We start from the raw sequence: 24,707 nt of genomic DNA on the forward strand, positions 1-24,707 counted from the left end.
TACGGCTCGATCCGGCGCATCTGCGCCTCACTCAGCAGAAACGGAACATCCATCGGCAGCGCCTCCTAACGCTGCTATTGAATCAACCCATCACCCAATGCGCAAGCAATTTAACAGGTCCTGACCCTAGGTCGCGATAACCGCGGAAAAAGTCGTAGCGGTTGTGGATCTTGGTGTCTTCGTGCGAGTAAAAGAGACCCAGCATCCAGCGCAAGCTATCGTCGCCTGTCGACGACAGGCGCAGCTCTTGCGAGAATTGCCGGTTATCGTCGAAGAACTGCGTGTTGAGCATGTTCTGCGGTGCGCCATCGGCATCTTCGCGATGGTGGCGGATCGTTTTTTCGTAGGCGGTGATGGATGTCAGCGCGACGGCGCCGAAATCCGCATCGACATGCATGGACCCACCGATATTCCACAGCTTTGTACGTCCCTCATTGTCCAGATCATGGCTATAAGGATCGTTGTCGCCATCACGGTAGCCGAACAGATTGACGCATGAGCTGGTGCGATAGTCGCAGCCACCCGCCCCCGAAACAGGATCGAGCGTCCCTGCCACTTCAAACGGCGTGCTGCTATTTTTGACGCGACCGCCGTGGACGTTGAAGAGAATGCTCAGGGTTGAGGAGGGGTCGATCTTCAGCAGGCCGCGCAGAGCGAAGCGGCCGACGTTGCCCAGATGATTGCCAGTGACGCGATTGTAGTGGAATCCGTTTGCGTCCTCACCCACGCCGGACAGGCGCATGGAAACTCCGTCGGCCAGGGGAGCGGTCACCGCCGCTTCTATCTGTTTCTCATTGAACCGTCCGTAATGGACTGTGGCATAGCCTTCGGCTTTGTCACCGGGCTTGCGGGAAATGAAGTTGATCGCGCCGCCAGTGGTGTTGCGACCATAGAGCGTGCCCTGAGGCCCGCGTAATACCTCTACGCGGTCCGTGTCGAACAGCGAGAAGGTTAGCGCCGAAGGTGAGACGAGATTGACATCGTCCACATAGATGCCGACTGCACCGTTCGCATTTGCATTGGGGTCGTTTACGCCGACGCCGCGCAGGAATATCTGCGGCACGCTGTTGGCAAAGGATTGCTTGATGGTCAGGTTAGGTACTTGTGCGGCAATTTCGGCGCTTGTCTTATAGCCCAGTTTCTGGACTGCATCGCCGGACAGTGCGGTGATGGCGATCGGAACATCCTGAAGAGCTTCGTTGCGTCTCTGAGCGGTGACGACAATGTCCTTATCAATGCCGGCCGCCTGCTCATTTTGTGCGAGGGCGGGTTGAACAAGACAGGGTGACATCAGGATTATTGCTGCGAATTTAGCGTGCATAGGTGCTCTCCCCCTAGGAGCCAGAGGTCAATAATATTCACTGTTCGACCTGCGTATTGACCGGGCTGCAATCTGTGATCGTCAGCACCGACCAACAAAGACTAGGTCGGTTGACCGACCTAGTCAATATCAATAGCGAAGATCATATTATCTCTTATGGATGAAGTATTGTGGACGAGAAGATGCGGAAACCGACGGTAGCGCAGAAGGCGGATAACAGGGCTTTGGCTCTGGAGGCGGCACGGCGTTTATTCATTGAAGATGGCTATGCGGCCTTCAGTATGCGTAAGGTCGCGCGGGCAATTGGGATCAGCCAAGGCCATCTCCAGCATTTCTTCCCCACGCGCGAAGATCTGGTAAGCGCCATGCTCGAACAGACTGCCTACCATTATAGTGAGATCTACGAGACCTTGCTGGTCGGGATGGAAGGTCAGGGGCTTGCACGTTTTGAAGGTGTCGTGCATTTCCTCGTTCAAGACATAACCAACCGCGAAATGACGAACTTCTTCATCGAGCTTTGGCCAATGATTGCGCATAATGAGACGGCCAGTACGATGTTACGCGACATTTATCAGCGCAATTGCGAAGGCTTTGCACAGGTTGTCCGGGAGGTCTGGCCCGATGCGCCAGAAGAGGACGTGCAAGACATGTCTCTCCAGATACTCGCACTCATCGACGGCTTGATCGTATATTATCATAGCGCACGACCGGACGACGCCATGCTCGCGCGCGTGCAGCGTCGGACGATGGGAACCATCAGGCAAATTGCTGGCCTCCCCCCACAGCAGAGCCGATAGGCATCTCCTGTATTGCTGTGCGGGGGCGCCATGCGCCCGCTCGCTTCAGCCCCTCGCGTGTAACGAAGGGACGCCCCGTATATGGGAGCCGCGTAAATTCGGTTCTGGTTCTGTCGGCGGTTCAGAAGTCGTTTCAGTTCTTAGTTTCCGATAGTCCGCTATTCCAAATTAGTCGTCCGACCGCATCACGCCAGCGCGCAGCACCGTGTGTGAGAGGATGCCCTCGCGCCCCAGTTCGAAGCCCACGCCCGACTGCTTGACCCCGCCAAATGGTAGAGAAAGGTCCAGAATATTGTGGGTGTTGATCCAGACTGTCCCAGCCTTCAGTCGCTCGAAATAACGATTGGCAGTCGTAAGGCCTTCTGTCCAAATGCTCGCGCCAAGACCAAAGACCGTGCCATTGGCCAAGCGCAATGCCTCCTCGTCATCCTTGAATGGGAAGGCGCATAGGACGGGACCGAAGATTTCCTGCTGTACCGTCGGATGTCCGTGATCAAGGCCGGTAATGATTGCGGGGGTGAAATAGCTGCCATCGCCCTCGACAATCTCGCCGCCGATGACCTGCGCCCCTGCGCTCCTCGCACGGTCGACATGATCGGCGACCCGCGTCCGGTGCGTCATGCTTACTAGCGGTCCCATCATGGATGCCTTGTCCAGACCGGGGCCGAGGCGGATCGACGCAGCAATCTCTGCCACGCCTGCCACGACCTTTTCGAAATGCTTTTCGTGGATCAATGCACGTGAACCGGCGCAGCAGTTTTGTCCTGAATTGCCGTAGATCGCCCAAGCCGCGCCGGGAATCGCCTTCTCCAGATCGGCATCCTCGGCGATGATCAGCGGGGATTTTCCACCCAATTCGAGATTATAATGCTTGAAGTTGCGAGCTGCGTGCTCCGCTATAGTCTGCCCAACGCGGGTGGACCCGGTGAAATTGATCTTGTCGATACCAGGATGCTCGACCAGCGCCTTGCCTGTCACTTCGCCGGTACCAGTAATAACGTTGACGACGCCCGGTGGAACGCCCGCTTCGTCGCACAACTCAGCAAGCCGCAATGCGGTGAGCGAGGTCAGTTCGGAGGGCTTGAGGACAATGGTGCAGCCGGTCGCGAGCACCGGTGCCAGCTTCCACACAGCCTGGCACAGCGGTACGTTCCACGGCATGATCGCGGCGACCACACCAACCGGAAACCGCCGGGTGAAGCCGTTAAAGCGCATGTCCGGCAGATAGGGAACGGCAAGATCCATTGTCTCGCCATGGAGCTTGGTCGCCCAGCCCGCCATGTAGCGCAAGGTATGGACGGACAGATCGACATCGAACAGGCGCGTGTTGGCGATCAGCTTGCCGCTGTTCACCGTCTCGATCTGCGCCAGCGATGGCCCCTCGGCGCGGATCAACTCGGCCAGGCGAAGCATGATCTCCTCGCGCTGATGCGCTCGCATCCGCGCCCAGGCCGGATTTTCCAGTGCGCGACGCGCCGCTACAACGGCCGCATCGACATCAGCCGCGCTTGCCTGCGCGATGCGGCCAACCTCGCGTCCACTGCTGGGATCGATGACCGGCAGCGTCTCATCCCCCTCCGCGGCCCGCCACTCTCCGCCGATGAACAGGCCCTTCTTGCCAGCGATGAAGGCGGCAGCCTTGGTTGTCAGCTGCGAAAGATCGTTGCCGGTCGTCATGGGAACATCTCCTGAAAAATCTGAAATTAGCCTGCGACCTGGCTCAATCCGATGCGCGCGAAGATCGCGGGATGGCGGCGACGCAGGATAAGCGCTTGCACCATTCCCGCAGCCGCGATCGCAACGAGCAGGGCGGGTAGTTGATTGATGACGGGGGAATCTGTGCCGGTCAGCAGGGGGTAGTTGGCTACCGACAGGATTGTCCCTGCCAGCAGCATTGCTCCACCCGCGAACGGAAAGATCGACACCAGTCCAAAGCTGCCTGTGCGCTTTTTCAAAAACACCGGGATCGCAAAGGCAGTGATTGTCAGCAACGCCATGAGGCCGACCGAGCCGAAGCCGGTGAGCGCGGTGGTCAGCGACAATAGCGGATCGAGACCCATCAGCGCGAAGAGCGAGATCACCACGGCGAGCACGACAATGACCGGAAAGCCGGCATTGAAAGGCGCGCCGTTCACGCTGCGTGTGCGGGCAAGCCCGGCTGGCAGCGCGCCATCCCGGGCAAGCGCGAAGACATAGCGGGCGCTATTGTTGAACAGCCCCAGCACTGCGGCGAAAGCGCTGCTGATAACCAGTATCGACAAAATTGCCTCGCCCTGAGGCCCTATATAGCGGCGTGCCAGCCCGAAGACGAAGTGTCCCGGATCCTGGGCGGCAGCGGCCCGCACATCGGGAGCGCTTGCGACGATGAAGGCATAAGCGGTGAAGACGTAGAACACGCAAATCACGGCGATCGCTGCATAAGTCGCACGCGGTATGCTGACTTTGGGGTTGCGCGCCTCTTCCTGATATATCGCCGTCGCCTCAAATCCGATCACCGAATTGAAGGCATAGATCGCGCTAATGCCGAGGCCCGGCCCCAGCACGACCGATGGCGCGAAAATCTTTCCCGGCGCGCCGAAACCATCGGCCATGAGGATAGCGACATCGAGCACCAGAATGGCGATGACCTCCGCGCCCAGCGCGATTGCTAGTAGCTTGGCCGTAAAGTCGATGCGGAAATAGGATAGCAGCCCCAGGATCGCGATCACTGCTAGCGCACTCACACCCCAATGCACGAAGTCCAACCCCAGCGATTGAAGCAGGTTAGTGATGAAATAGGACAAGGCGCCAAGCGTCGCGCAACACAGCGCCACATAGGAAACCAACGCGACGTAGGATCCGGCGAGGCCCGCCACTCTGCCGAACGTTTGCGAAATGATCGCGTAAAAGGCTCCGGCATTGCGGATGAACGGCAGCAGGCGGACATAACCGATAGCGAAAAAAGTGATCGCCAACCCGGAAAGCACATATGTGCCAGCAACGCCTGTCGCATTGCCTAACGCAAAGGCGATCGGCATTGTGGCAACGACGATCGCCATGGGCGCCGCGACGGCCAGAACCATGAATGTGATGTCTACGCTGCCCAAAACACCCTGCGAAAGCTTATCAGCGGCGGGATTGGGCGAAGCGTTGATTTGGTCGTTCAAATTGCGATGCTCCAGCACGCGGATCAAGATGAGAAAGCCCGTCAGGCGAACCGGGCGGGGTCCCTGCATCGCGGTTTGTCACAACAAGCTCAATCCCGATCTGCTGTGAATATGTTGCTGGCGACGCAACATCAGTCCAACGCCTCGGCATTGACGCCGTGACAGGTCGGGCATCATATCAAGCGATGATGCGCCCACCGCGAGGAGTGAATGCCCAAATGAGCAATGGCCAGGACAGCGCCGACGTCGTCAGATGCTTCTTCGACGCCTTCAACGCCGGAGACATTGATGCAGCCTTCGCGACACTGTCGCCTGACATCGAATGGACCTATTATGGCCCCGAGGAGAAGATCCCCTTTGCCGGCACATTTATTGGCCATGCTGGCGTGAAGGACTTTTTTGACCGGGCCGAAAGAAGTATTCAGATTAAGGAAATGGCGCCGTTGTCACTAATCGGTATTGGCGATCAGGTGTATGGGCGAGGCATTGAGCACAGTATGTCGCTTGCCACTGGTCGGGAGTATCGGTTGCAGTGGACCCATGTCTATCAGGTACAGGGTGGATTGATGACGCGCTTCGAAGAATTCATCGATACCGCCACCGTAGCAGACTGCCTGAACGGATGAATAAAATGTATCCTTTTGCGCAAAGCCGCGGCTCATGACGGAAGCGGAAAATGTGGAACAGCGGCTTATCGAAAAATGCCAGCAGTTTGAAACCCGCTTCCGCGCGCGCCAGATCGCAACGATGGTTCGCGAGTTCTACCTTCCCGACGCGGTCATGGAAGGCCGCGACATGCCTGCCCAGGTCGGCCATGAAGCGATAACTCAGATCTTCTTAGACGCGCGTGAGGCATGCAGCTCGATCTCAATCGAAGCAGAGCCCGTCACTATTATTGGCAAGGTGGCCTTTGGCAACATAACCAACCACAATGTCCTGCTAGCAGGCTCTATCGAAATCCACCGGGTGCTGATGATCTGGGAAGAACGGGATGGCGACTGGTTCGTATCCCGCGATTTCTTCTTCGCCGAGCCAGACCTGATGCTGAGCGAACTTGACGTGCTCCCCAGAGCCGACCGGCGGCGGCTGGCCAAAGGCCGCAAGCCCCAAGGAGTGGTGGGACAGTAATGCCAGGTATCAGCCGCCGCAGCTACGAAATCAGCGTTCAGGATCACCGGCTCCAATATCTGTCTCTTTCTGCGCGCCACGGATCTATGCGTGCAGCGGCCGACTATCTGGGCGTGGCGGCCTCGTCCATCAGCCGACAGATTAAGCTGCTCGAGCGTGCACTCAGCATAGATTTGGTCGAGAAGGCTTCATACAAGGTTCAACTGACCGAGGCGGGTCAAATGCTGATCGAGTATTACGAACGCCGCGTCATCGAGCATCAGGAACTGCTGGCCCGGCTTGCCGAACTGCGGAGCACGCGGACCTCGACAATTCGCATCGTCATCGGGCACGGCCTGCTGGCGGTACGTTTCTTAAAGGCCTTCGCAGCGATTTCCTCCAAATATCCCGATATTAGCATCGAGATGAAGGCTGCTGACGGAGAGGATGCCGAGCGGCTATTGCTAAACGATGGAGCGCAACTAGGGTTGTTGTTCGACACGGGGGAGGACGTTCGGCTCAAACTGCTCGGGACCAGTCGACAGCCCTTCTCACTGTTCATGTCTGAAAAGCACCCGCTAGCCCGCGAGAAGGCGATCTGGCCCGTGCAAATTTCTGGCGAGCGGCTGGTGCTCCCCGATGCTGGCTCCCGCCTCCTGGAAATTATCCACTCGGTGTTCACCAACGGCGGGCTGCCGCTAAATATCGTTCTCCAATCTCCATCGATCCAAGTTATCCTCGACAGCGTTGCCCAGGGAATGGGTGTTACCATGCTGCCGCGCATCCTGGGGCAATCTATGGCCGCCATTCCAGGGATCGTCGAAAGGCCGATCCTTAGCGATGAGCTGTCAGATGTTCGCCTTCATCTCGTGAGCCGGATAGGAAGACGCATGACGCCCGCGGGCCTTGCGCTGCAAAATGCCCTTGTGCGTGAAATGAATCGGCTGGATGAGGAACTGCTCGCCTCGACCGCCGACTGATATAATCCACATCTTCGCTCGCTCCCGGCTGCCTGCGTAAGTCTGCATTTTATCAACGTTGCGGATCGCGCAACATGAGCGAGCGGCGGGGCCATTGTGATCCCGGGCTGCTTAAGCAAAATTTCAAGAAAATAAGACGCAGCGTCGAACTATCCGACATTAAAAAAGGGGAAATACCTATGCCACACGCCCAACGTTTGAAGAGCAGCCTTCTAACCGGCGCCTCGATCCTGCTGGCCTCCCTGGCGAGCCAGGCTTACGCGCAGGCCACGCCGGAGAGTTCTTCCGATGTCGCCGTAGCCAATGAGAGCGCTGGCGGCCTGCAAGAGATCGTAGTTACTGCGCAAAAGCGTAATCAAAGCATCCAGCGGGTTGGCATTGCGATCACAGCCGTGACGCCTGAGCAGATCGCCAACCGCAATATTGCGAGCAGCGCGGATCTTGCTGGTAAGGTCGTTGGCTTGGAAAGCTATTCCCCCTACGGTCCGGGCACCTCGTCCAACGTCGTCATCCGCGGTATCGGCCTGAATGATTTCGGTGAAGGCCATGAAGCGCCCGTCACTTCCTATGTCGACGAGTTCTACATCGTTGCCGTCCCCGCAGTCGACTTCGCGTTGTTCGATCTTGATCGCGTGGAAGTTTTGCGCGGGCCTCAGGGCACGCTCTTTGGCCGCAACTCGACCGGCGGCCTGATCAATTACATCACCAAAAAGCCCAGCCAGACGCCCGAAGGCTATTTGTCGGCAAGCTTTGGCCGCTTCAATGATCTGAAGCTGGAGGCCGCGGCGACTGCCCCGCTTACCGATACCCTGTCGATGCGGGTGTCGGGTACGTCGCGTCACAGTGATGGCTTCCAGAGAAGCCTGAACCCCGCTCTCGATCGCGGCGGCCAGGCTGGATCGGACGCCGCCCGTCTGCAGCTTCGCTACGAAGGCAACGATGGCTGGGATATCCTACTCAAGGGCGAGTATGGCCGGACCAAGACCACGCACGCTTATTACGAAAGCAAGACCGGCTTCGTCGATAACAACGGATTGGTCGTCGCCGACGCCTCGATCGTTGACGCTGTTGGCTATGCGGAGCGTAACACCGGCGCCGCAAAGAAGAATGTTGTCGACGTCAACGATGCCGCATTCCTGCGTTCCACCGGTTATTCAGGCCTGCTGCGGGCAGAGAAAAAATTCGGCAACACCACCTTCACCAGCATCACCGGCTATCAGTCCTACAAGCGCACCATGCAAGAGGACAGCGATGGCACGCCAAATCCGCTCGTCGTCGCCAACTTCCCCTATCAGGGCGAGCAGGTGACGCAGGAACTGCGGCTCTATCATGACGGTGGCGCGACCCGCTGGACTGCCGGTCTTTATGGCCTGCATGCCGTCGGCAAGGATCAACCGACCGCCACCTTCAACTTCCCGCTCGATGGACCGACAGCCGTTGACCCGGCGACCGGTCTCTACAACGGCACATATTTCCCGATCAGCCTTAATGCCGACTGGCGCCTGCGCACGAATTCCGGCGCCGTGTTCGGCCAGCTTGAGCAGGACTTTGGCCAGTTCACTGCCATCGGCGGCATCCGCGTGACGCGTGACAACAAAACCTTCGCCGATGCCGACAACGCGGCTTTGCGCGACTGCGGCGGTGGCGCGGTTGGCGATTGTTTCCTCATCGAAGATGGCGGCACGGGCACGCCAGTGCCATTTCGCTTGAAGTATAAGGCCACGCTATGGTCGGGAAAGATCGAGCTCGACTATAAACCGGACAATAACAACCTGTTCTACGCCAGCATTTCGCGCGGCACAAAAGCAGGTGGCTTTAACAACGGCTTCTATCCGACCGGCCTTTCGCTTACCCAGATCCCTTATGGGGACGAAACGTTGATCTCCTATGAGATCGGTCAGAAGTCGACCTTGTTCGACCGCAAGCTGCGCATCAATACATCCGCCTTCTACTATGACTACAAGGACTTTCAGGCCTTCAACTATGTCGGCCTGGCCGGGCTGATTAACAATCAGGACGCCAATGCCTATGGCGTGGAAACCGACATCGAAGCCGCTGTGACGCCGGAGCTGCGCCTCTATGTCGCGGCTGCCTATCTACACACTAACATCAAGGATGTAGCGAAGATCACGCCAACCGGCACCAACGTCGTTGCGGATCGTCCGATGGCATTCGCTCCCAAGTGGAGCGGCAGCGGCGGAGCGACCTACACGATCGAGCTGCCGAACGATCGAAGCTTGGCATTTGACTGGAATTTCGAGGCCCGCTCGTCACGTTTCTCCGGTAACTTCGGAGATACGGGCACGCAGTTGGAGGGCTTTTTCAAGCACAACGCATCTGTGACCTTCGAAGCCTCCGACCATTGGCAGTTGCGCGGCTTTGTCGATAATATCGGCAACCGACTGAACACCACTTATGGAGGCCCATCCTTCGCGTCGCTCGGCATCATCCAGGTCCGTTATGCAATGCCGCGCACCTATGGCGCCGCCTTGCGCTATCGCTGGTAATATCCGTCGACGAGGACAGCAGTCATGAACCAGCCCGCTCGCCCCACCGCCTATGTCAACGGCCGCATCTACACTGTTGATGCGAGCCGCCCGTGGGTGGACGCGATCTTCGTACAGGATGGGAAGATCGCGGATATCGGTACCTCGGTCGATATCCTGGCGGCGGCGGGCAGTGACTGCGCTGTCGTGGATTTGGCAGGTCGAATGATCATGCCCGGCATCCATGACGCGCACGGCCACATTCTGCTGGCCGGGTTGAAGCATCGTTATGAATGCCGCCTGCCTGCCGATGCGCTCGGGCGGGATTATGGCGAAAGGCTTTGTGATTGCATCGCGTGCTCGCGTGGCAAGCTCAGCGGGTGGGTGATCGGGGGCGACTTCAACCCCACCCTATCGGCCCCGGGCGAGGTCGATCGAAAATATCTCGACGAGAAATTCCCTGATACCCCCGTCTATTTGCACGATTATTCCCTGCACCATGGCCTCGCCAATTCCAAGGCACTCGAACTCGCCGGGATCACGGCCGACACGCCCGATCCGTTCGGCGGTCGCATCGTGCGCCGCGCTGGTTCGAATGAACCGACCGGCGAGTTGGTCGAACGCGCAACATGGCAATTGTTCAATGCAATGCCCAGCCCCGAGCCGGACGTTCATCAGGCCGCTCTGCGCTGGGCGCTGGAAACTGCCAGCCGTTTCGGCGTCACTGGCATTCAGGAAGCGTCCGCGAGCCGCCCTGAGCTGGAAATGCTCCAGAAGATCGATCAGGAGCAAGGCCTAACCCTGCGCGTCTACGCGCATATCCCCTGGCGCGAGGAGCATTTCGGCCACGCCACGTCCGAAGCGCTGGAGCGGCTGATAGAGGAACGTCGGCGCTTCGCCAGCGAGCGGTTGAGCACTGACTTCGTGAAAGTCTTCATGGATGGCTCACCGCTTGGGCCGCACTTCACCGATGCCCAGCTCGATCCGCTGACCGGGCAGCCACAGCCCGGCAAGCTGCTCCATTCGCGCGAAGACCTCGCAGCCGCGCTTATCGCTTGGGACAAGGCGGGGATCACCGCGAAGATTCATTGCACCGGCGATGCCGCCGTCCAGCTCGTCCTTCAGGCGATGGGCGACATGCGCGCCGCAAGCCATGAAGGAACGATCCAGGAAATCAGCCATTGCTGTTTCGTCCAGCCAGATGACCTCGCTTCGTTTGCCGAGCTGAACGTAACCGCAGAAATGTCGCCGCCGATCTGGTTCGGCGACATGCCCGAACTCGCCCCCTTCCGGGAGCGCGGTTATCCGTTCGGCACACTCGCCAGAATGGGCGCACGCGTCACAGTAGGCACAGACTGGACCTTCCTGCCCGAGCCGAATCTGTTCCCGGCATTGCAGGGATTGCTCCAGCATGGTGCGGAGTCCGTTGACCTGGCCACAGGCATTGAGATGCTCACTCTGTCCGGCGCGCGCGCGGTTGGCGCTGAGGACAAGGCTGGATCGATCTCCCCCGGCAAGTCTGCAGACTTCATCATTCTCGACCGCGACCTTTTCGCTATTCCGGTAGACGAGATTAGTGAAACCCGCGTGTTGACCACTATCTTCGAAGGACGCATCCTGCACGATGTCCGCTGATGGTGCGCCCATCCCGATCATGCTGGTTACAGGCTTCCTGGGAGCCGGAAAGACCACGTTGATCGGCCAAATGCTCGACAACCCGTCCTATGCAGGCAGCGCGCTTTTGGTCAATGAGGTGGGCGAGATCGGTATCGATCAGGATCTGCTCATGCGCGCAGGATCGCCACCACCGCAATTGCTGGCCAATGGTTGCGTCTGCTGCGTGATGAATGACGATCTTGGCCTTGCGCTGCGTGACCTCGATCTCCGCCGGCGGGAGGGCTCTATTCCGCCTTTCACGCGCGTGATCGTCGAGACCACCGGCGTCGCCGATCCGGCCCCGATCCTCACCCGCCTGATCGCGGATGGCTGGATCCAGCAGAACTTCGTGCTGAGCGCTGTCATTACGCTGGTCGATGGCGTGCTGGGCGCGAAAACGCTGGAGACCTACTCCGAAGCCGTCAGCCAAGTGGCGCATGCCGATGTCCTGCTCGTCAGCAAGGCCGATCTGGCGACGCCCGATGGTCTGGACCAGCTATGCGCGCTGCTGTCTGCCAGCGCACCGCACGCAAAACTCTTGGTTGCAAATAGCGAGGCCGCAACAGTCGAGACCTTGCTCACGCCCTTCCGCCTGCACGGGCTGCCGCCGATGTCAGGCAGCGCGTCGCTCGGGCATGACCATCATCATCACCAAGGTCTTGTCCAAACGGCGTCCTGGCGGTTCGACGAGCGACTTGCATGGCCGGTGATCGCCCAGGCCTTCGACGAACTCGTTCCCCGGTATCGCGGCCGCCTGATGCGGATCAAGGGACTGTTGGCGGTCAGCGATACCAATCGTCCCGTGGTCGTCGATGCCGTTCAGGATATCTTCCACCCGCCCCGCCTTCTTGACGGCTGGTCAAGCGAGGACCAGTCGAGCCGCATCGTGATGATAAGCCGCGATGCCGCCAGCGCAGAGGCCATGGCGGATATACAGCGCCTGTTGGACATGGTCCCCGCCGCGCACTGAGCTCGATCAGTCGAAGCGATCCAGACGATAGGGCGTGGGGTCGACGAGTGGCACCTCTCCCGTCGCGATATCTGCCGCCAATTGCCCTGCGCCGGGCGCGGTGCCAAATCCATGCCCCGAGAAGCCTGTGGCAAGTGTCAGGCCAGCCAGTTTGGCGACCGGCGAAATGATCGGCAGCGAATCCGGCGTGACGTCGATCATCCCCGCCCAACTCTCCGCTACCACTGCGTCGCGGAATACCGGCCACGCCGCAGCGAGATTGCGCATCGCCTCGGCATTGAGCCCTTCGTTGACTGGCGGGTCGATCGTGCGGACATGCTCGAACGGCGATGGACCGTCAGCCGCCCAGCGGCGCGGCATCGCAAGATCGTCAACAAGGTCACGGCCCAACGACAGCCGCACATTCTTCCATTGCGCGCGCAACATAGGGAGATAGCGTCGTCCGAGCAGCAGGCTGTCGAGCACCAGGGGCGCCACAAAAGCGCCTCGCTGCGTGATCGTGTAGCCGCCATCAATCCGCTTGCGGAAGGAGAAGTCGGGCGCGCCCACTGCGATATCGGTCGGCCCCTCCATCGGTGCGGTGCGCACGACTGAAGCCACCAGCGGCAGCGTCGGCAACGAGACACCGAGATTGGCAAGGAAGCGCCGTGACCACATGCCGCCCGCCAGGACGACATGCTCGCAGCGGATTGCGCCACGCTCAGTGACCACGCCGGTCACCCGACCCGCCGTGATCGAGAGGCTGCGCACCGCACATTGCCCGACGATGACTGCACCCTTCGCCATCGCGGAAGTTGCAATCGCACTGGACGCCAGCAATGGCTCAGCGCGTCCATCGGAAGGCGTGTAGATGCCTCCCGCCCAACCGCCTGTTCCGCCGGGCACCAGCCGGTCGATGTCCGCTGGCCCCAGCAGCCGGGAATCAAGACTGGCGCCACTGATCGCATCCAGCCAGGCGCGATGGCCCGCCATCTCGGCATCGGATCGGCACAGATACATGATGCCCGCCTGCCGATAGCCCACATCCGCTCCGACCCGTTCCGGCATCGCAGCCCATAAGCGCTCTGATGCCATGGCGAGCGGCAGATCATGCTCCTCGCGTCCCATTTTGCGGATCCAGCCAAGATTGCGCGACGACTGCTCGCCCGCGATCCCGCCCTTCTCCAGGACCACCACCGGAATGCCACGCTCCGCAAGAGTCAGCGCAGTCATCAGGCCGACGATGCCACCGCCGATTACCACCACCGTCGTCGCCTCGGGATGGCGGCCTGAAGTCTTTACCGGAGTGATCGCTGGAGCCACCGCAACTACCTTTGTTCGTTATGTTTACCGTCAGAGGGTGATCGTGATCTCTTTGACATTGGCTTGGGTGGCGCCCCGATAGGCCGTCACTTCAATCTCCACTTTGAATTCGGCCATGCCAAGTGGAGGGCTCGTCAGCGTCAGGGTGGGATTGATCCCCCGCATCTTGCCGGCATAGGCCTCCATCACCGCGTCGATATCCTGCGGAAACTGGACGAACACGCGGGCCGCGATGACATCTTCAATCGACGATCCGACCGCAGCCAAGGCCGCATCGATATTGGAGAGAACCTGCAACGTCTGTTCGGCAGGATCCTCGGGGATGAGCTTGGTGCGCGGATTGCGACCCGCCGTGTTCGACACGAAGATGAGATTATCGACGGCGATCAGCCGCGAATAGGCGCCGCGCTCCTCTGCGGGAGAACCGGTTTTGACTTTGACGATATCGGTCATGGTTGATTTCCTAAAAAAAGGGCAGGGGGGGGGCGACGAACTACCGCAGAACGGGCTGATCCCAGAGATTGAGGCTGACGCCGATCCCATTCTCTATGGCATTGCGATACACCACCGTGCCCCACGCCACGTCCTCGACCGGCATGCCACCGACCGACATGATGATGATTTCATCGTCATTCCGGCGTCCGGGCGCTTCGCCAGCGACGATCTTGCCCAGATCCTCGATCTGGTCGCGCGTCATACGACCTTCATCGATCAGATCCAGGAAACGGATGCCGACGACAGGCACATTGCGATGCACCGGCTTGGGGTTCTCTTCATGCCACGCCTCGTAGAGACCGGGATTATCGAGCACCTTGCGGATTTCGGGTGCTTCCATCCCCTCGTCGATATTGGTGAGCGATGGCATTGACAGGAAGGTGCCAGGGCTTACCCATTCGCGCTTCACGACCGGATAGATCGAGGGATCTCCGATCGCTCCCGATTGGCAGAAGGTGACGATATCGGCGTTGCGGACAACTTCCTCCAGCGTATCGACGACCTGAATCGTGGTGATCTGCGGATAGGTTTCGGCGATCCAAGTTTGGAACGCTGCGAGGCTCTCAACGCCGCGCCCCTTCACCTTCACCGTGTCGATCAGCGGGCACACCGCCATGAACGCCGCCAGCGAAGTGCGCGCCATAACGCCCGGTCCCAGAATACCGACCACCTTGGAATCTTTGCGGGCAAGGTGGCGCGCACCCACGCCTGGCACCGCGCCGGTCCGATAGGCCGAGAGAAGATTAGCCGACATGAAAGCCAGCGGCGCGCCCGTATCGGCATCGTTGAGCACGAAGGTCAGGATCGAGCGGGGCAGGCCCTTCTCCCGATTGGCGATGTTTGAGCCGTACCACTTCATGCCTGCGGTCTTGAAACGGCCGCCAAGATAGGCGGGCATCGCCATGAACCGGCGGTCTGGGGTCGGCTTTGGCATGTCGGGAAAAGGCGAATCCTCGGGAAAAACGACGACTGAGCCATGCGAATTATTGCTCGGTCCGGCCATCCGATAATCGCCGTGATAGAGGAGCGCGAACATTTCCTCCATCGTGTCCACGCAGGCGGCCATGTCAGTCACGCCGGCTCGGATCATGTCTTCCTCGGACAAATAGAGAAAATCGATCCGCGTTGAAGTTGTCTTGGTGCCCGTCATTGTTTCATTCCAGAATCAGTGCCGCGATAACGCGGCTGGTTTGTCGTTATTCGCGGTGTTCTAGGAGCGCAGTCAGCACCCGCCCCAATTTGCTCAGTCGCGGCCATAGTGTTTTGCGAGAGCAGCGATGGCGTCCGATCCCAAACTTTCCGGCACGGAAGCAGCCATCAGCGCGCCTTGGGGGTCATCAGCATGGTAGCCGCGCTTACCGGTCCGGAAGTTGACCAGTTGTTGCGCGATATAAGTGCGGTCCAGCCGATTGAGTGCTGGCGCCTGCATCTCGAAATTTCCCTCACCAGCCGCGCCATGGCATGTGGCGCAAGTCGGTACGATATCAACAATCGAAGCGGGTACCGCGCGGCTTGCAACAGGGGCTGCAGCAAGCTTGGGTAGGCCAGCAACATAGGCGACCACCGCTTTTACGCCATCGGCACCGGGAATGGCGGTCGCTCGGCCAACCATCGGGAACCCATGCGCATCGTCCATCTTGCCACGCTTGCCATCGCGGAAGTTGGTCAGCTGGCGTGCGAGATAGTCGGAATGCTGTCCCGTAAGGTTTGGGGCATACATGTAATTGAGCCCCTTGGCGTCATTGCCATGGCACCCTGCACATGTGGTGAATATCGCCTTGCCCACGCTTTTGTCGACCAGACGTCGTGAGCCCGGAGTAGCGGTCGCCATCGCATCGCCACCTGCCGAGACATCGACGCTCTTGTCGCCTTGAAAGGCCAGCAGCACCTTGCCGCTATCGATAAACTCCTCAAAGCTGACAATCTTGCCATTACGAACCTTGAAGACATGGACCAAGTCCGCCTTGTAGCGAATGCCGGTCGCACGGACGGTGCTTTCTTCGGTGCCTGGCACCGCCACGGTATCGCCTGTCACGACATACTCGAGTTGGGTCGCCACCGGGTTATCGAGAGTTTCGGCTACCTTCGCAAAGAAATCGGCGACGCCCGCAGGCCCGTGCCGCGTGCCGCCGAAAGGTAGCTGGCTGGCGGGGCCGTAATAGGTCCAGCTCGCATCCTTTGCGATCAGCCGCTCCAGCGCCGCCATGTCGCCATGTTCGAACGCTTCGTACAACTGATGCACTACGCTTGCCGGATCGTCGGCGGGCTTCTCTGGGGTCAGCGCTTTTGCGCCGGCGACACCAGAAAAAAGCAACAGAGCTGCGAGCAGGCCGACTTTGGGCGAGGGCATTTTCATATGGTTTCCAAATGCAAGATAGGTGTGCCGGCGATGACGGCTTTAGTCATGACTGGCCGTAAAAGCCGTGGAACTGACCTTGGGGATCCCATTGCCTGCGCAGTTTCTCAAGTCGCGCCCAAGCCTTGGGAGAATAGCAGTCCCGGATATCCTCAGGCCGCCCTTCCTGATCCATCTCATTTATGTAGCTGCCCTTGGCAACAGCCTTGAGCTCCTTGAAAACCTTCAGGCAATAGGCACGGCTGGGCGCTTCCTGCGCAGGCTCGTCCCATTCCAGATAATAAGCCACATAGAAGCGGCCGATCCGCGAACAGGCCGCGTCGGGCATGCTGTTAGTGCCCATATAGAGCACCACCGGCGTGCCACGGGGGGCGGGGCAATCAGGAATATGCCGCTTGAGGACCGCGATCGCTTCCATCGGCCGATCAGTCCAGATGTTATCGCCCATCCAATAGGCCTGCGGGAATGCGGCTTCGTTATCGCTATAATAGCGATCGAAGCTACCGGCGCGGTCCTCGACCTTGTCGAGAGCACGAGCGATGAGCGGATCGCGCTGGAGCAGTGCCAGCTTGCGCCGTCCTTCCGCCTCGCTTGCGGCAAATGCGTTGACATCCAGATAGATGCGCTGTCGCTGATCGACTGGCGCATCTTCAGCGACGCCCGGCAAGGCCGCGACCGAATACAGCACCTCGACATCCTTATCGAGTTGCGGGACGAGCTTATCCATTAATCGCGTGACTGCATCGAGTTCCGCGAAGGCGAACGTGTAAGTTGCGCCCCAGATGACCTTGGGCGCATCAAAGCACTGCAGGTGGAAGCGAACGACAACACCGAACAGGCCGGGACCGCCCCCGCGGACTGCCCAGAAAAGATCGGCATTCTCGCTCTCGCTGGCGCGTAGAAGGCGGCCGTCCGCCATCACGATGTCGACCGCCTTGACGGCAAACACGCTCATACCCTGCGACCAGGCATTAGTGTTCATGCCAACACCGCCACCTAGCAGGAAGCCGCTGATTGGAACCGTACCGCAATGCGCGCCGGGAAAAGCGAGATCATCCTGGGCAAGCCGCTCGGCCAGGCCCCGGCAAAAAACGCCCGGGCCGACGACAGCGAGCTTCGCCGCCTTGTCCACCGCGATCCCGTCCAGGCGACTGATGTCGATGAGCATTCCCCGATCGCGCAGGAAGCACGCCGCCATGCTATGGCCACCGCAGCGTGTCGTGACTTTCATCCCCGCCGTCGCAGCGAACCGCACAGCCTCCTGCACATCCTCGATACGCTCAGCCTGCACGATCATGTCGGGGCGGCGATCTGCCTTGGCGCGCTGCCAAATCATCGACTGGCGCCAAACCTCGTAATTTTCGTCATCCTTGACGACGACAGTTCCGGCGATCCGATTCTGCAGATCGGCCGCTGCGCTTCCTGCCAAGGGCGCTGCAAATCCGGCCGCACCGGCGAGACCCGCTATCACCGGAACCGCCAATGTACTGGCTTTCACGAAACGACGCCGCGACCAAAGCTCTAATTGGGACATGGAAGCTCCAGATGTTCTGTCCGAAGCTTATAAGATTAGTGCATTCCGCAAAACAACGGCGACTCCACGGTCACTTGTTGCGTAAGCGGCAACATCCGCGATCAGCCCGCCTGTCTGCCAATTCACCGACCGTGATGGTCGGCCCCCGCGGTATGGTGACTTTTGCCCCGCTTCACCCCATCTAACCACCTGTAATCCTTGAAGGGGGTGGTCCGTCACTAGGTGAAGATACGGATCAGGCTTGTTTTCAACTTTTCCAGAATTTCATCATGTGGATTTTTAAGTTTCAGCTATGACTTCATTCCGCGCTTGCGGGGCTGGCATCGTCGCAACGATTACATTGAAGCCAGACGATCTTTATCAATATGGCCTGCTTTGTCGCGCAGCCTATTCAATATGAATTCAGGCCGAAAGATGTTGGACACCTCATTCTAAGGTGCCCAACAGAAGGATGTGACGGGTTGGTGCTTACTTTATTGGTGGATTACTTGCACCGTCGTAAACTCGGCTAGACCCAGAGTGCCGAACTCAACGCCGATGCCTGATTGCTTTACGCCACCAAATGGTGCGTCAGGACGGACCATTGCGTGGCTATTAATCCAGACGGTGCCGCATTCAAGCTGGCTCGCGATGGCAACCGCCTTGTCGGGACTGCTTGACCAGACGGAACCGCCAAGACCATTGGGGTTGTCATTGGCCCGGCCTATCGCCTCATCGATATCGGTGTAACGGATTATCGGCAGGGCAGGGCCAAATTGCTCTTCGTCGACAATCGCCATACCTTCCTGAACATCCGCCAGCAAAGTGATGGGATAGAAGAGGCCATCACCTTCAATTGGCGCACCGCCACACAGGATGCGCGCTCCGCTGTTCCGGGCGGTCTCCACCAAGCTTTTTACGCGTTCGAACTGCATTTTGTTCTGGATGGTGCCAAGCTGACTATCGGCCGACATGCCATCTCCAATCTTTACGCCTGCAGCATAAGCAACGAGTTTGTCGCATAGCTCGTCATAAATGGAATCATGGACATAGAGGCGTTTGATGGCAGCGCACACCTGTCCGTTGTTGAGGAAGGCACCCCAAAAGATTTTCTCGATCGTAGCCTCATCCAATGTGACATCGGGTAGAAGGATGGCTGCATCGTTGCCGCCCAGCTCAAGAGTCAGCCGCTTAAGCGAGTTGGCGGCGCTTGCCATGACATGCTTCCCGGTCCGCGTCGAACCGGTGAACACGATCTTGTCGATGCCGGGGTGCGCCGATATCGCCTGACCAATTTCATCAGGACCTGCCACTGCATTGAGCACGCCAGGGGGAAGTGCTTCCTGCATTAGCTCAACCATGCGCAGCGTTGCGATGGGCGTGTAGGGGGAAGGCTTGAGCACAACGGTGTTTCCAGCGCGCAGTGCAGGCATTATGTGCCAAATGGCGATCATCACCGGGAAATTCCACGGTGTAATGGACGCAACGACTCCAATCGGCTTGCGATGCATTGCGACCCGACCCTTATCGTCGTCCTGAATATACTCGACCGGTAGATCAAGCCCAGCGGTAAAGCGGGTCCAGGCAGCGGCTCCGCCGACTTCCCATTGTGACCCTAACCCGCCCATCGGCTTGCCTTGCTCGCGCGTGATGAGCTCGGCAAGCTCGCTTATGTTGGCTTCGAGGATGTCGGCAAGCGTATTGACCGCTGCTTTACGCTCAGCATCGGGCTTGCCCGCCCAAAGGGGGAAAGCCAGCCGCGCGGCATCGACAGCGCGATCAAGATCGGCCGACGTCGCGGCCGGGCACAGCGCGAACACTTGTCCGTTGGCTGGGTTGATAACATCGATATGAGCGGCGGTGGTTTCGGACTTACCGTCGATGATGATGGGATAGGCTTGGGTCATAGTTTTAAACTCCTTGCTTTCCATGCCGCGCAGTTTCGGCGGCATTCGGCGCATTCATGTGTTTTGCGTGGCGTCGAGCGCTTTGCCCTCAGGCTCGTTCACCGGCATTATTCTTCTCCGCGCAATGTACCAGCCTGTCGCGATCAGCAGCACCGCTCCCATCGGGATTAAAGCGTCTGGATTGGCTGAAAGGCAGGCGACAAATACAAGTGCAGACAACAGAAGTGCTATCAAAGCGGTAACCACACCGCCAGGTGCCCTGAAGGGGCGATGTAGTTCCGGCCTATTGAGACGCAGCCGAATGAATCCAGCGAGCACGACGCAATAGGATGCAGTCAGAAGCGTCACCATCGTCACGATGATCTTGTCCGGCGAAATGAACGACAGCGGGAAACCGATAAGTCCGATGGTGCCAAGCGAGACTATCGGTGTGCCCGACTTGTTTTGGTATGATAGCAACGCCGGGAGAAAGCCGTCGCGAGCTAGCGCAAATAACTGCCGGGATGCACTGAAAACTAAAGAAAAAAGCGTGGCGATCAGCCCAAAGAGCGCGCCAGCTCCGACAATTTGGGCGAGCCATATTGCTACGCCGCCTGCCGGTGCCCTCATTGCTTCGAGCAATGGGTCTGCCGCTGCCCCGATCCTGCTCGCGCCACCGGCGCCAGGCGCAAGTACCAAAACACACATAGCTGTCAAAAGTAGAACGCCAATTGCACTGAACATGCCGAGGGGTATGTCCCGTTCGACATTGGTTGCTTCCTCGGCCGATGTTGCGGTTTGCTCGACTGCGATGAACATCATTATCGCAAACGGAATACACGCAAATATGCCTCCGGCATCGATCTGCCATTTGCCATCGGGCAGGACATTTTGAAGCTCGAAATGAGGCAGCATCACAAGTCCGAAGGTCAGCAGCGATAAGACCGCGATGAGTCCGGCGACAAGCAGCACCAAGAGTGCTTCACCCACACCTTTCATGTGGATGGCGATTATGATCGCGAACAATATAAGCTTGAAAACAGGCCCGCCGAAGCCCGTGACGAATTGGCTGTAGGCTGAGATAAACTCAGCAGCAGCGCCGGTGCTCACGGCAAGTGCAACAAATATTGCCACGCCGACACCGTAACCGGCTGCCGGTCCGAAACTTTCCTCACAATATGTATACAGCCCACCGGCATTCGGAATCGCGGTAGCTAGTTCAGCGACACACAAAGACAGGGCAAAACATAGGGTCGCCATCAAAAAAGTAGCGACTATCATATCGGGCCAACTGGCCCGCGATAAGCCATAGTTCCAGCCGGCAAACTGTCCTGCCACTACCAAACCGACCCCGAGGCCCGCGATTTTTTTCCAGCCGATAGTCTTGCGTCTCAGGTCCATGCAATTGTCCTAGCAGGCTGTGAAGCGCATATTTGTCCATCGTTTCCGGGGATCTTACGAGGAGTTTTTGCGCCGCCTTGTTATCAAAAAAGAGCAAGTTTACAGTTAGAGGACGTTAGGGTTTCGCCAGAGGTGGAACCCAGACATCCGAAGAATATCTCTATCCAAGGCGGTGAAGCTTGTAGAGTCGGTGCCATGCACGCTGCCCCGCAGAGGCGCATTTCTAGCAAGGCCGCGCTGATGACATGCGCAGAAAATGCTCGCACCTCAGCGATACCCGCCCCCCATTTAATGCGCTCTAAAATTGAGCACTTGAAACCTTCCGTCACTATCATCGAGTCAAAACAGAAAAACCATTGCAAAAGGTGTCATAGATTCGATAGTTTACGCCATTGATGCAACGGCATTACTTATGCGCCGATCGCACGGGCAGGGGGGCTTATCGTTATTGTGGGTGCAGGACTTCGAGGTTCAGTGGTTGTCGCTGTGGCAAGCGAGTTTTCGCTTCGCGGCGGTGATTCCGCGGCTGTTCTGCGACAACATGGTCTCGAGCCGGACGCTCTTTCCAATCCTGGGGTCAAGGTACCGCTCGCGCGATATGTCGCGATGTTCGAGGAAATGGCCAATGAACTTGCTGATCCATCGTTAGGCGCTCGACTTGGCTTGGCCATGCGTCCCGTTGCACTCGGGCCCGCTGGAATGGTGATGTCCAAATCTCGCTCGATTATAACTGCGCTGGAGCGCCTGACGCGCTTTTTCACTACCTTTCAGCCTGATACTCAGTCTGCCCTTCTGGTGGGGGACGGTGAGGTGACCTGGACCTACCGATTGAGCGATCCGGCGATCTGGCCGCGGCGCCAGGATTCGGAATTCACCATGTCCTCCCTGATCCAGTTCATAAGGTCGGCATTTCTGCGTCACTGGCGGCCGCAGATGGTTCAGTTCGAGCATGGGCCAATATCCGAGGACGATACTCTAATACTTGAAGGACTTCTTGGCTGCCCGATACGATTTGACGCAGCGAGCAATGGGATCACGTTCGCCCTTAGCGACGCGCGTACTGACCTTCGCGAAGAAGACGCTGATCTCATGGCGACGCTGGAAGGCTATTTGGCCGACATCATGCCTTCCGAAATAGGGGTGAGCTGGACAAGCCGGGTGTTGGCATTGATCGCGACCCGGCTCGGTCATCGGTCTGTTACTTTAGAAGAAATTGCATTTGATCTTGCGATAGCCCCCCGCAGCCTGCAGCGTCGGCTTGCCGAGGAAGGGACATCCTTGCGTCAACTGTTATGCGATCACCGCAAACAGGTGGCAGACCTGCACCTACGTGCTGGTGTGCCGCATCTTGGGAATCTTGCCGCTGCTTTGGGCTATGCTGATGGCACTACATTTTGGCGGGCGCATCGCGGATGGCAAGGCGTTCCACCCAGTGCCGTTCGCGCAAAACGCCGCTGAGGGTCTGCCGCAATCAGCCCTCAAAGCGTTCCAGCCGATAGGGATACGGATCTATTATGGGGCTGTCGCCCGTCAACAGATCGGCTGCGAGTTGCCCTGCTGCAGGAGCGGTGCCAAAGCCGTGTCCAGAAAAGCCCGTAGCGAGCATGAGGCCGGGAACTTGCGACACCGGTCCGACGACGGGCAAGGAATCGGGGGTAACATCCATCATGCCTGCCCAAGTCTCGATTATCTCTGCCTGCTCGAATATTGGCCAGGCTGCGCTGATGTTTCGCATTGCTTCTGCGTTTATTCCTGCATCCACCGGCGGGTCCATCGTCCGCACACGCTCAAAGGGGGATGTCTGGCTGCCCGACCATCCCCGGCGCAACAGCAGGTCGGAGAAGAATTCCCGACCAAGCGATATGCGGAGCAAATGGCGCTGATGCTTAAGGGCTGGCAAAAACCGGGTGCCGAGTAAAAGGTGGTCGAGAGTGAGGGGCGCTTTGACTGCGCCACGCTGAGAAATCGTAAAGCCGCCGTCCAGGCGCTTGCGGAAAGAGAAATCGGGACCGCCGGTCGCGATCTCTGTTGGGCCGTCCATCGGCGCCGTGCGCATCACAGATAATACGAGCGGCAATGTCGGCAGGTTCACCTTGTGCTTGCTCAAGAAACGGCGCGACCACATCCCTCCTGCCAGCAGGACTTGATCGCACCGGATCTCTCCAAACTCTGTGACGACGCCGCTTACTTTTCCGCCAGACAGCGAAAGTGTGCGAACCGCGCAGTTCTCGACGATAATTGCGCCATTGCGTATCGCGCCTGCCGCTATGGCACTGGCGGCAAGAGACGGTTCTGCTCGCCCGTCAGACGGAGTGTAAATAGCGCCCGCCCAATTGCCTCGACCGCCTGGCGCAAGACTGTCAATTTCGCGATTGCTCAACAGCTGCGTATCGAGCGCGAGATGGTCGACCGATTTCTTCCATGCCGCATGGGCGGCCATTTCGTTCTCGGACGCCGCCAGAAACATTATCCCGGTCTGGCTATAGCCAAGGTCAGCGCCGAGGCGCTGGGAAAGGTTCGCCCAAAGCCGATCTGAAGCCGTCGCCATCGGAACATCGGCTGCCGCACGACTTGTCTTGCGCACCCACCCCAGATTTCGAGAGGATTGCTCGCCCGCAAGCTTTCCTTTTTCGAGCAGTACAACAGGGATGCCCCGCTCGCTTAGGCTGAGAGCGGCCATCAGCCCGACGATCCCACCGCCAATGATCACCACGGTCGTACTTTTGGGATGCTGCTGGCTTGTCTGGACGGGTGCGATGTTTGGAGCCACGACGGTGTTCCTAAATTGGCGGGAAAGGGCGATCCGATTGAGTTAATTAGAGAGCCTGGGTACGCCGCTCCGTTTCTGCCTGTCCGGCTCCGCGGAAGGCCGTCATCTCGATTTCCACTTTGTAGATGGTAGAGCCGAGCGGAGGGCAGGTCACCGTACTTGCCGGATCGATGCCGCGAAACTTCTCACCCACGACTGTCATAACGGCCACGGTGTCGGACGGCTCCTGTATAAATACACGTGAGACCACGACATCCGCCAGAGTAGCGCCAACGGCCGCAAGGGCGCGTTCGACATTAGCAAACACCTGGTGGGTTTGCTCAGTCACATCCTCAGCGATTTCCTGAGTTTCCGGATTGCGGCCCGCTGTATTCGATACGAAAATCCAATCGCCGACCGCAACAAGCCGTGAATAGCTTCCCATTTCCTCGAACTTGTTGCCGGTTTTGATCTTGATGAGCTTAGTCATACGTTCTCCGCAAAGGCGTGATGGATCAAACCGGTCTCGAAGAGTGAGGCCG

General features: G+C 58.7%; 20 protein-coding genes. 8 read left to right on the forward strand and 12 right to left on the reverse strand.

The features are described from left to right. Positions 1-82 precede the first annotated feature (82 nt). Positions 83-1,291 (reverse strand): TonB-dependent receptor, encoded by a 1,209-nt coding sequence (locus tag QMG56_RS11650; protein WP_281822684.1) that lies wholly within the window; start codon positions 1,289-1,291, stop codon positions 83-85. Between the two features lie 200 nt (positions 1,292-1,491). Here QMG56_RS11650 and QMG56_RS11655 point away from each other — a divergent pair, with 200 nt between their 5' ends. Beyond that, positions 1,492-2,118, forward strand: coding sequence for a TetR/AcrR family transcriptional regulator (locus QMG56_RS11655; RefSeq protein WP_281822685.1), 627 nt, complete (start codon positions 1,492-1,494; stop codon positions 2,116-2,118). Positions 2,119-2,286: 168 nt separating this feature from the next. Here QMG56_RS11655 and QMG56_RS11660 read toward each other — a convergent pair whose 3' ends face one another. After that, positions 2,287-3,795, reverse strand: a complete 1,509-nt coding sequence (locus tag QMG56_RS11660) for an aldehyde dehydrogenase (RefSeq protein WP_281822686.1) — start codon at positions 3,793-3,795, stop codon at positions 2,287-2,289. A 26-nt stretch (positions 3,796-3,821) separates the two neighbouring features. Beyond that, the gene (locus QMG56_RS11665; protein WP_281822687.1) at positions 3,822-5,333 is read right to left on the reverse strand and encodes an APC family permease; all 1,512 of its coding nucleotides are present in this window, start codon (positions 5,331-5,333) and stop codon (positions 3,822-3,824) included. 149 nt (positions 5,334-5,482) lie between these two features. On the opposite strand from QMG56_RS11665, the gene QMG56_RS11670 reads away from it, so the two are divergent. The 6 genes from QMG56_RS11670 to QMG56_RS11695 all read left to right on the forward strand — a co-directional run bounded on the left by QMG56_RS11670 (position 5,483) and on the right by QMG56_RS11695 (position 12,463). Next, positions 5,483-5,890 (forward strand): nuclear transport factor 2 family protein, encoded by a 408-nt coding sequence (locus QMG56_RS11670; protein ID WP_281822688.1) that lies wholly within the window; start codon positions 5,483-5,485, stop codon positions 5,888-5,890. Positions 5,891-5,924: 34 nt separating this feature from the next. Continuing rightward, positions 5,925-6,392, forward strand: coding sequence for a hypothetical protein (locus QMG56_RS11675; RefSeq protein WP_281822689.1), 468 nt, complete (start codon positions 5,925-5,927; stop codon positions 6,390-6,392). Further along, entirely contained in the window at positions 6,392-7,351 is a 960-nt protein-coding gene (locus QMG56_RS11680) for a LysR family transcriptional regulator (protein ID WP_281822690.1), read from the forward strand. Before QMG56_RS11675 ends, QMG56_RS11680 begins: the two co-directional genes overlap by 1 nt. 179 nt (positions 7,352-7,530) lie before the next feature. Beyond that, on the forward strand, positions 7,531-9,858 hold the full coding sequence (locus QMG56_RS11685) for a TonB-dependent receptor (RefSeq protein ID WP_281822691.1): 2,328 nt from the start codon (positions 7,531-7,533) through the stop codon (positions 9,856-9,858). Between the two features lie 24 nt (positions 9,859-9,882). Continuing rightward, on the forward strand, positions 9,883-11,472 hold the full coding sequence (locus QMG56_RS11690) for an amidohydrolase (RefSeq protein ID WP_281822692.1): 1,590 nt from the start codon (positions 9,883-9,885) through the stop codon (positions 11,470-11,472). Beyond that, positions 11,462-12,463, forward strand: coding sequence for a GTP-binding protein (locus QMG56_RS11695; RefSeq protein WP_281822693.1), 1,002 nt, complete (start codon positions 11,462-11,464; stop codon positions 12,461-12,463). The genes QMG56_RS11690 and QMG56_RS11695 overlap by 11 nt, the downstream gene beginning before the upstream one ends. Positions 12,464-12,469: 6 nt before the next feature. Here the strand turns inward: QMG56_RS11695 and QMG56_RS11700 are convergent, their stop codons facing one another. The 7 genes from QMG56_RS11700 to QMG56_RS11730 form a co-directional block, all read right to left on the reverse strand. Next, positions 12,470-13,765 carry an FAD-binding oxidoreductase gene (locus QMG56_RS11700; protein WP_281822694.1) on the reverse strand — a complete coding sequence of 432 codons (1,296 nt, stop codon included), beginning with the start codon at positions 13,763-13,765 and terminating at the stop codon, positions 12,470-12,472. Positions 13,766-13,795: 30 nt separating this feature from the next. Next, positions 13,796-14,218, reverse strand: coding sequence for a Rid family hydrolase (locus QMG56_RS11705; RefSeq protein ID WP_281822695.1), 423 nt, complete (start codon positions 14,216-14,218; stop codon positions 13,796-13,798). Between the two features lie 40 nt (positions 14,219-14,258). Continuing rightward, on the reverse strand, positions 14,259-15,410 hold the full coding sequence (locus QMG56_RS11710; protein ID WP_281822696.1) for a tyramine oxidase subunit B: 1,152 nt from the start codon (positions 15,408-15,410) through the stop codon (positions 14,259-14,261). A 93-nt stretch (positions 15,411-15,503) separates the two neighbouring features. Next, a complete protein-coding gene (locus tag QMG56_RS11715; protein ID WP_281822697.1) occupies positions 15,504-16,616 on the reverse strand; it encodes a nuclear transport factor 2 family protein in 1,113 nt (370 codons plus the stop codon). A 46-nt stretch (positions 16,617-16,662) separates the two neighbouring features. Further along, positions 16,663-18,150, reverse strand: a complete 1,488-nt coding sequence (locus QMG56_RS11720; protein WP_281822698.1) for an FAD-binding oxidoreductase — start codon at positions 18,148-18,150, stop codon at positions 16,663-16,665. 473 nt (positions 18,151-18,623) lie between these two features. Beyond that, on the reverse strand, positions 18,624-20,036 hold the full coding sequence (locus QMG56_RS11725) for an aldehyde dehydrogenase family protein (protein WP_281822699.1): 1,413 nt from the start codon (positions 20,034-20,036) through the stop codon (positions 18,624-18,626). Positions 20,037-20,090: 54 nt separating this feature from the next. Continuing rightward, on the reverse strand, positions 20,091-21,416 hold the full coding sequence (locus QMG56_RS11730) for an amino acid permease (RefSeq protein ID WP_281822700.1): 1,326 nt from the start codon (positions 21,414-21,416) through the stop codon (positions 20,091-20,093). Positions 21,417-21,902: 486 nt separating this feature from the next. Between QMG56_RS11730 and QMG56_RS11735 the strand changes: the two genes are divergently transcribed. Then, positions 21,903-22,874 (forward strand): AraC family transcriptional regulator, encoded by a 972-nt coding sequence (locus QMG56_RS11735; protein ID WP_230188384.1) that lies wholly within the window; start codon positions 21,903-21,905, stop codon positions 22,872-22,874. A gap of 13 nt (positions 22,875-22,887) precedes the next feature. On the opposite strand, the gene QMG56_RS11740 is transcribed toward QMG56_RS11735, so the two are convergent. Beyond that, positions 22,888-24,186, reverse strand: coding sequence for an FAD-binding oxidoreductase (locus QMG56_RS11740; RefSeq protein WP_281822701.1), 1,299 nt, complete (start codon positions 24,184-24,186; stop codon positions 22,888-22,890). Between the two features lie 46 nt (positions 24,187-24,232). After that, positions 24,233-24,655 carry a RidA family protein gene (locus QMG56_RS11745; protein ID WP_230188382.1) on the reverse strand — a complete coding sequence of 141 codons (423 nt, stop codon included), beginning with the start codon at positions 24,653-24,655 and terminating at the stop codon, positions 24,233-24,235. Between the last annotated feature and the right edge of the window lie 52 nt (positions 24,656-24,707).

The organism is Sphingobium sp. BS19 (assembly GCF_027925545.1).
GTDB lineage: Bacteria > Pseudomonadota > Alphaproteobacteria > Sphingomonadales > Sphingomonadaceae > Sphingobium.

What these genes read in the sequence shown, in the direction of transcription:
- QMG56_RS11650 (WP_281822684.1), bottom strand. Translation starts at nt 1,291, where the DNA reads ATGTCACCCTGTCTTGTTCAACCCGCCCTCGCACAAAATGAGCAGGCG.
- QMG56_RS11660 (WP_281822686.1), bottom strand. Translation starts at nt 3,795, where the DNA reads ATGACGACCGGCAACGATCTTTCGCAGCTGACAACCAAGGCTGCCGCC.
- QMG56_RS11665 (WP_281822687.1), bottom strand. Translation starts at nt 5,333, where the DNA reads ATGCAGGGACCCCGCCCGGTTCGCCTGACGGGCTTTCTCATCTTGATC.
- QMG56_RS11670 (WP_281822688.1), top strand. Translation starts at nt 5,483, where the DNA reads ATGAGCAATGGCCAGGACAGCGCCGACGTCGTCAGATGCTTCTTCGAC.
- QMG56_RS11675 (WP_281822689.1), top strand. Translation starts at nt 5,925, where the DNA reads ATGACGGAAGCGGAAAATGTGGAACAGCGGCTTATCGAAAAATGCCAG.
- QMG56_RS11680 (WP_281822690.1), top strand. Translation starts at nt 6,392, where the DNA reads ATGCCAGGTATCAGCCGCCGCAGCTACGAAATCAGCGTTCAGGATCAC.
- QMG56_RS11685 (WP_281822691.1), top strand. Translation starts at nt 7,531, where the DNA reads ATGCCACACGCCCAACGTTTGAAGAGCAGCCTTCTAACCGGCGCCTCG.
- QMG56_RS11690 (WP_281822692.1), top strand. Translation starts at nt 9,883, where the DNA reads ATGAACCAGCCCGCTCGCCCCACCGCCTATGTCAACGGCCGCATCTAC.
- QMG56_RS11695 (WP_281822693.1), top strand. Translation starts at nt 11,462, where the DNA reads ATGTCCGCTGATGGTGCGCCCATCCCGATCATGCTGGTTACAGGCTTC.
- QMG56_RS11705 (WP_281822695.1), bottom strand. Translation starts at nt 14,218, where the DNA reads ATGACCGATATCGTCAAAGTCAAAACCGGTTCTCCCGCAGAGGAGCGC.
- QMG56_RS11710 (WP_281822696.1), bottom strand. Translation starts at nt 15,410, where the DNA reads ATGACGGGCACCAAGACAACTTCAACGCGGATCGATTTTCTCTATTTG.
- QMG56_RS11715 (WP_281822697.1), bottom strand. Translation starts at nt 16,616, where the DNA reads ATGAAAATGCCCTCGCCCAAAGTCGGCCTGCTCGCAGCTCTGTTGCTT.
- QMG56_RS11720 (WP_281822698.1), bottom strand. Translation starts at nt 18,150, where the DNA reads ATGTCCCAATTAGAGCTTTGGTCGCGGCGTCGTTTCGTGAAAGCCAGT.
- QMG56_RS11725 (WP_281822699.1), bottom strand. Translation starts at nt 20,036, where the DNA reads ATGACCCAAGCCTATCCCATCATCATCGACGGTAAGTCCGAAACCACC.
- QMG56_RS11730 (WP_281822700.1), bottom strand. Translation starts at nt 21,416, where the DNA reads ATGGACCTGAGACGCAAGACTATCGGCTGGAAAAAAATCGCGGGCCTC.
- QMG56_RS11745 (WP_230188382.1), bottom strand. Translation starts at nt 24,655, where the DNA reads ATGACTAAGCTCATCAAGATCAAAACCGGCAACAAGTTCGAGGAAATG.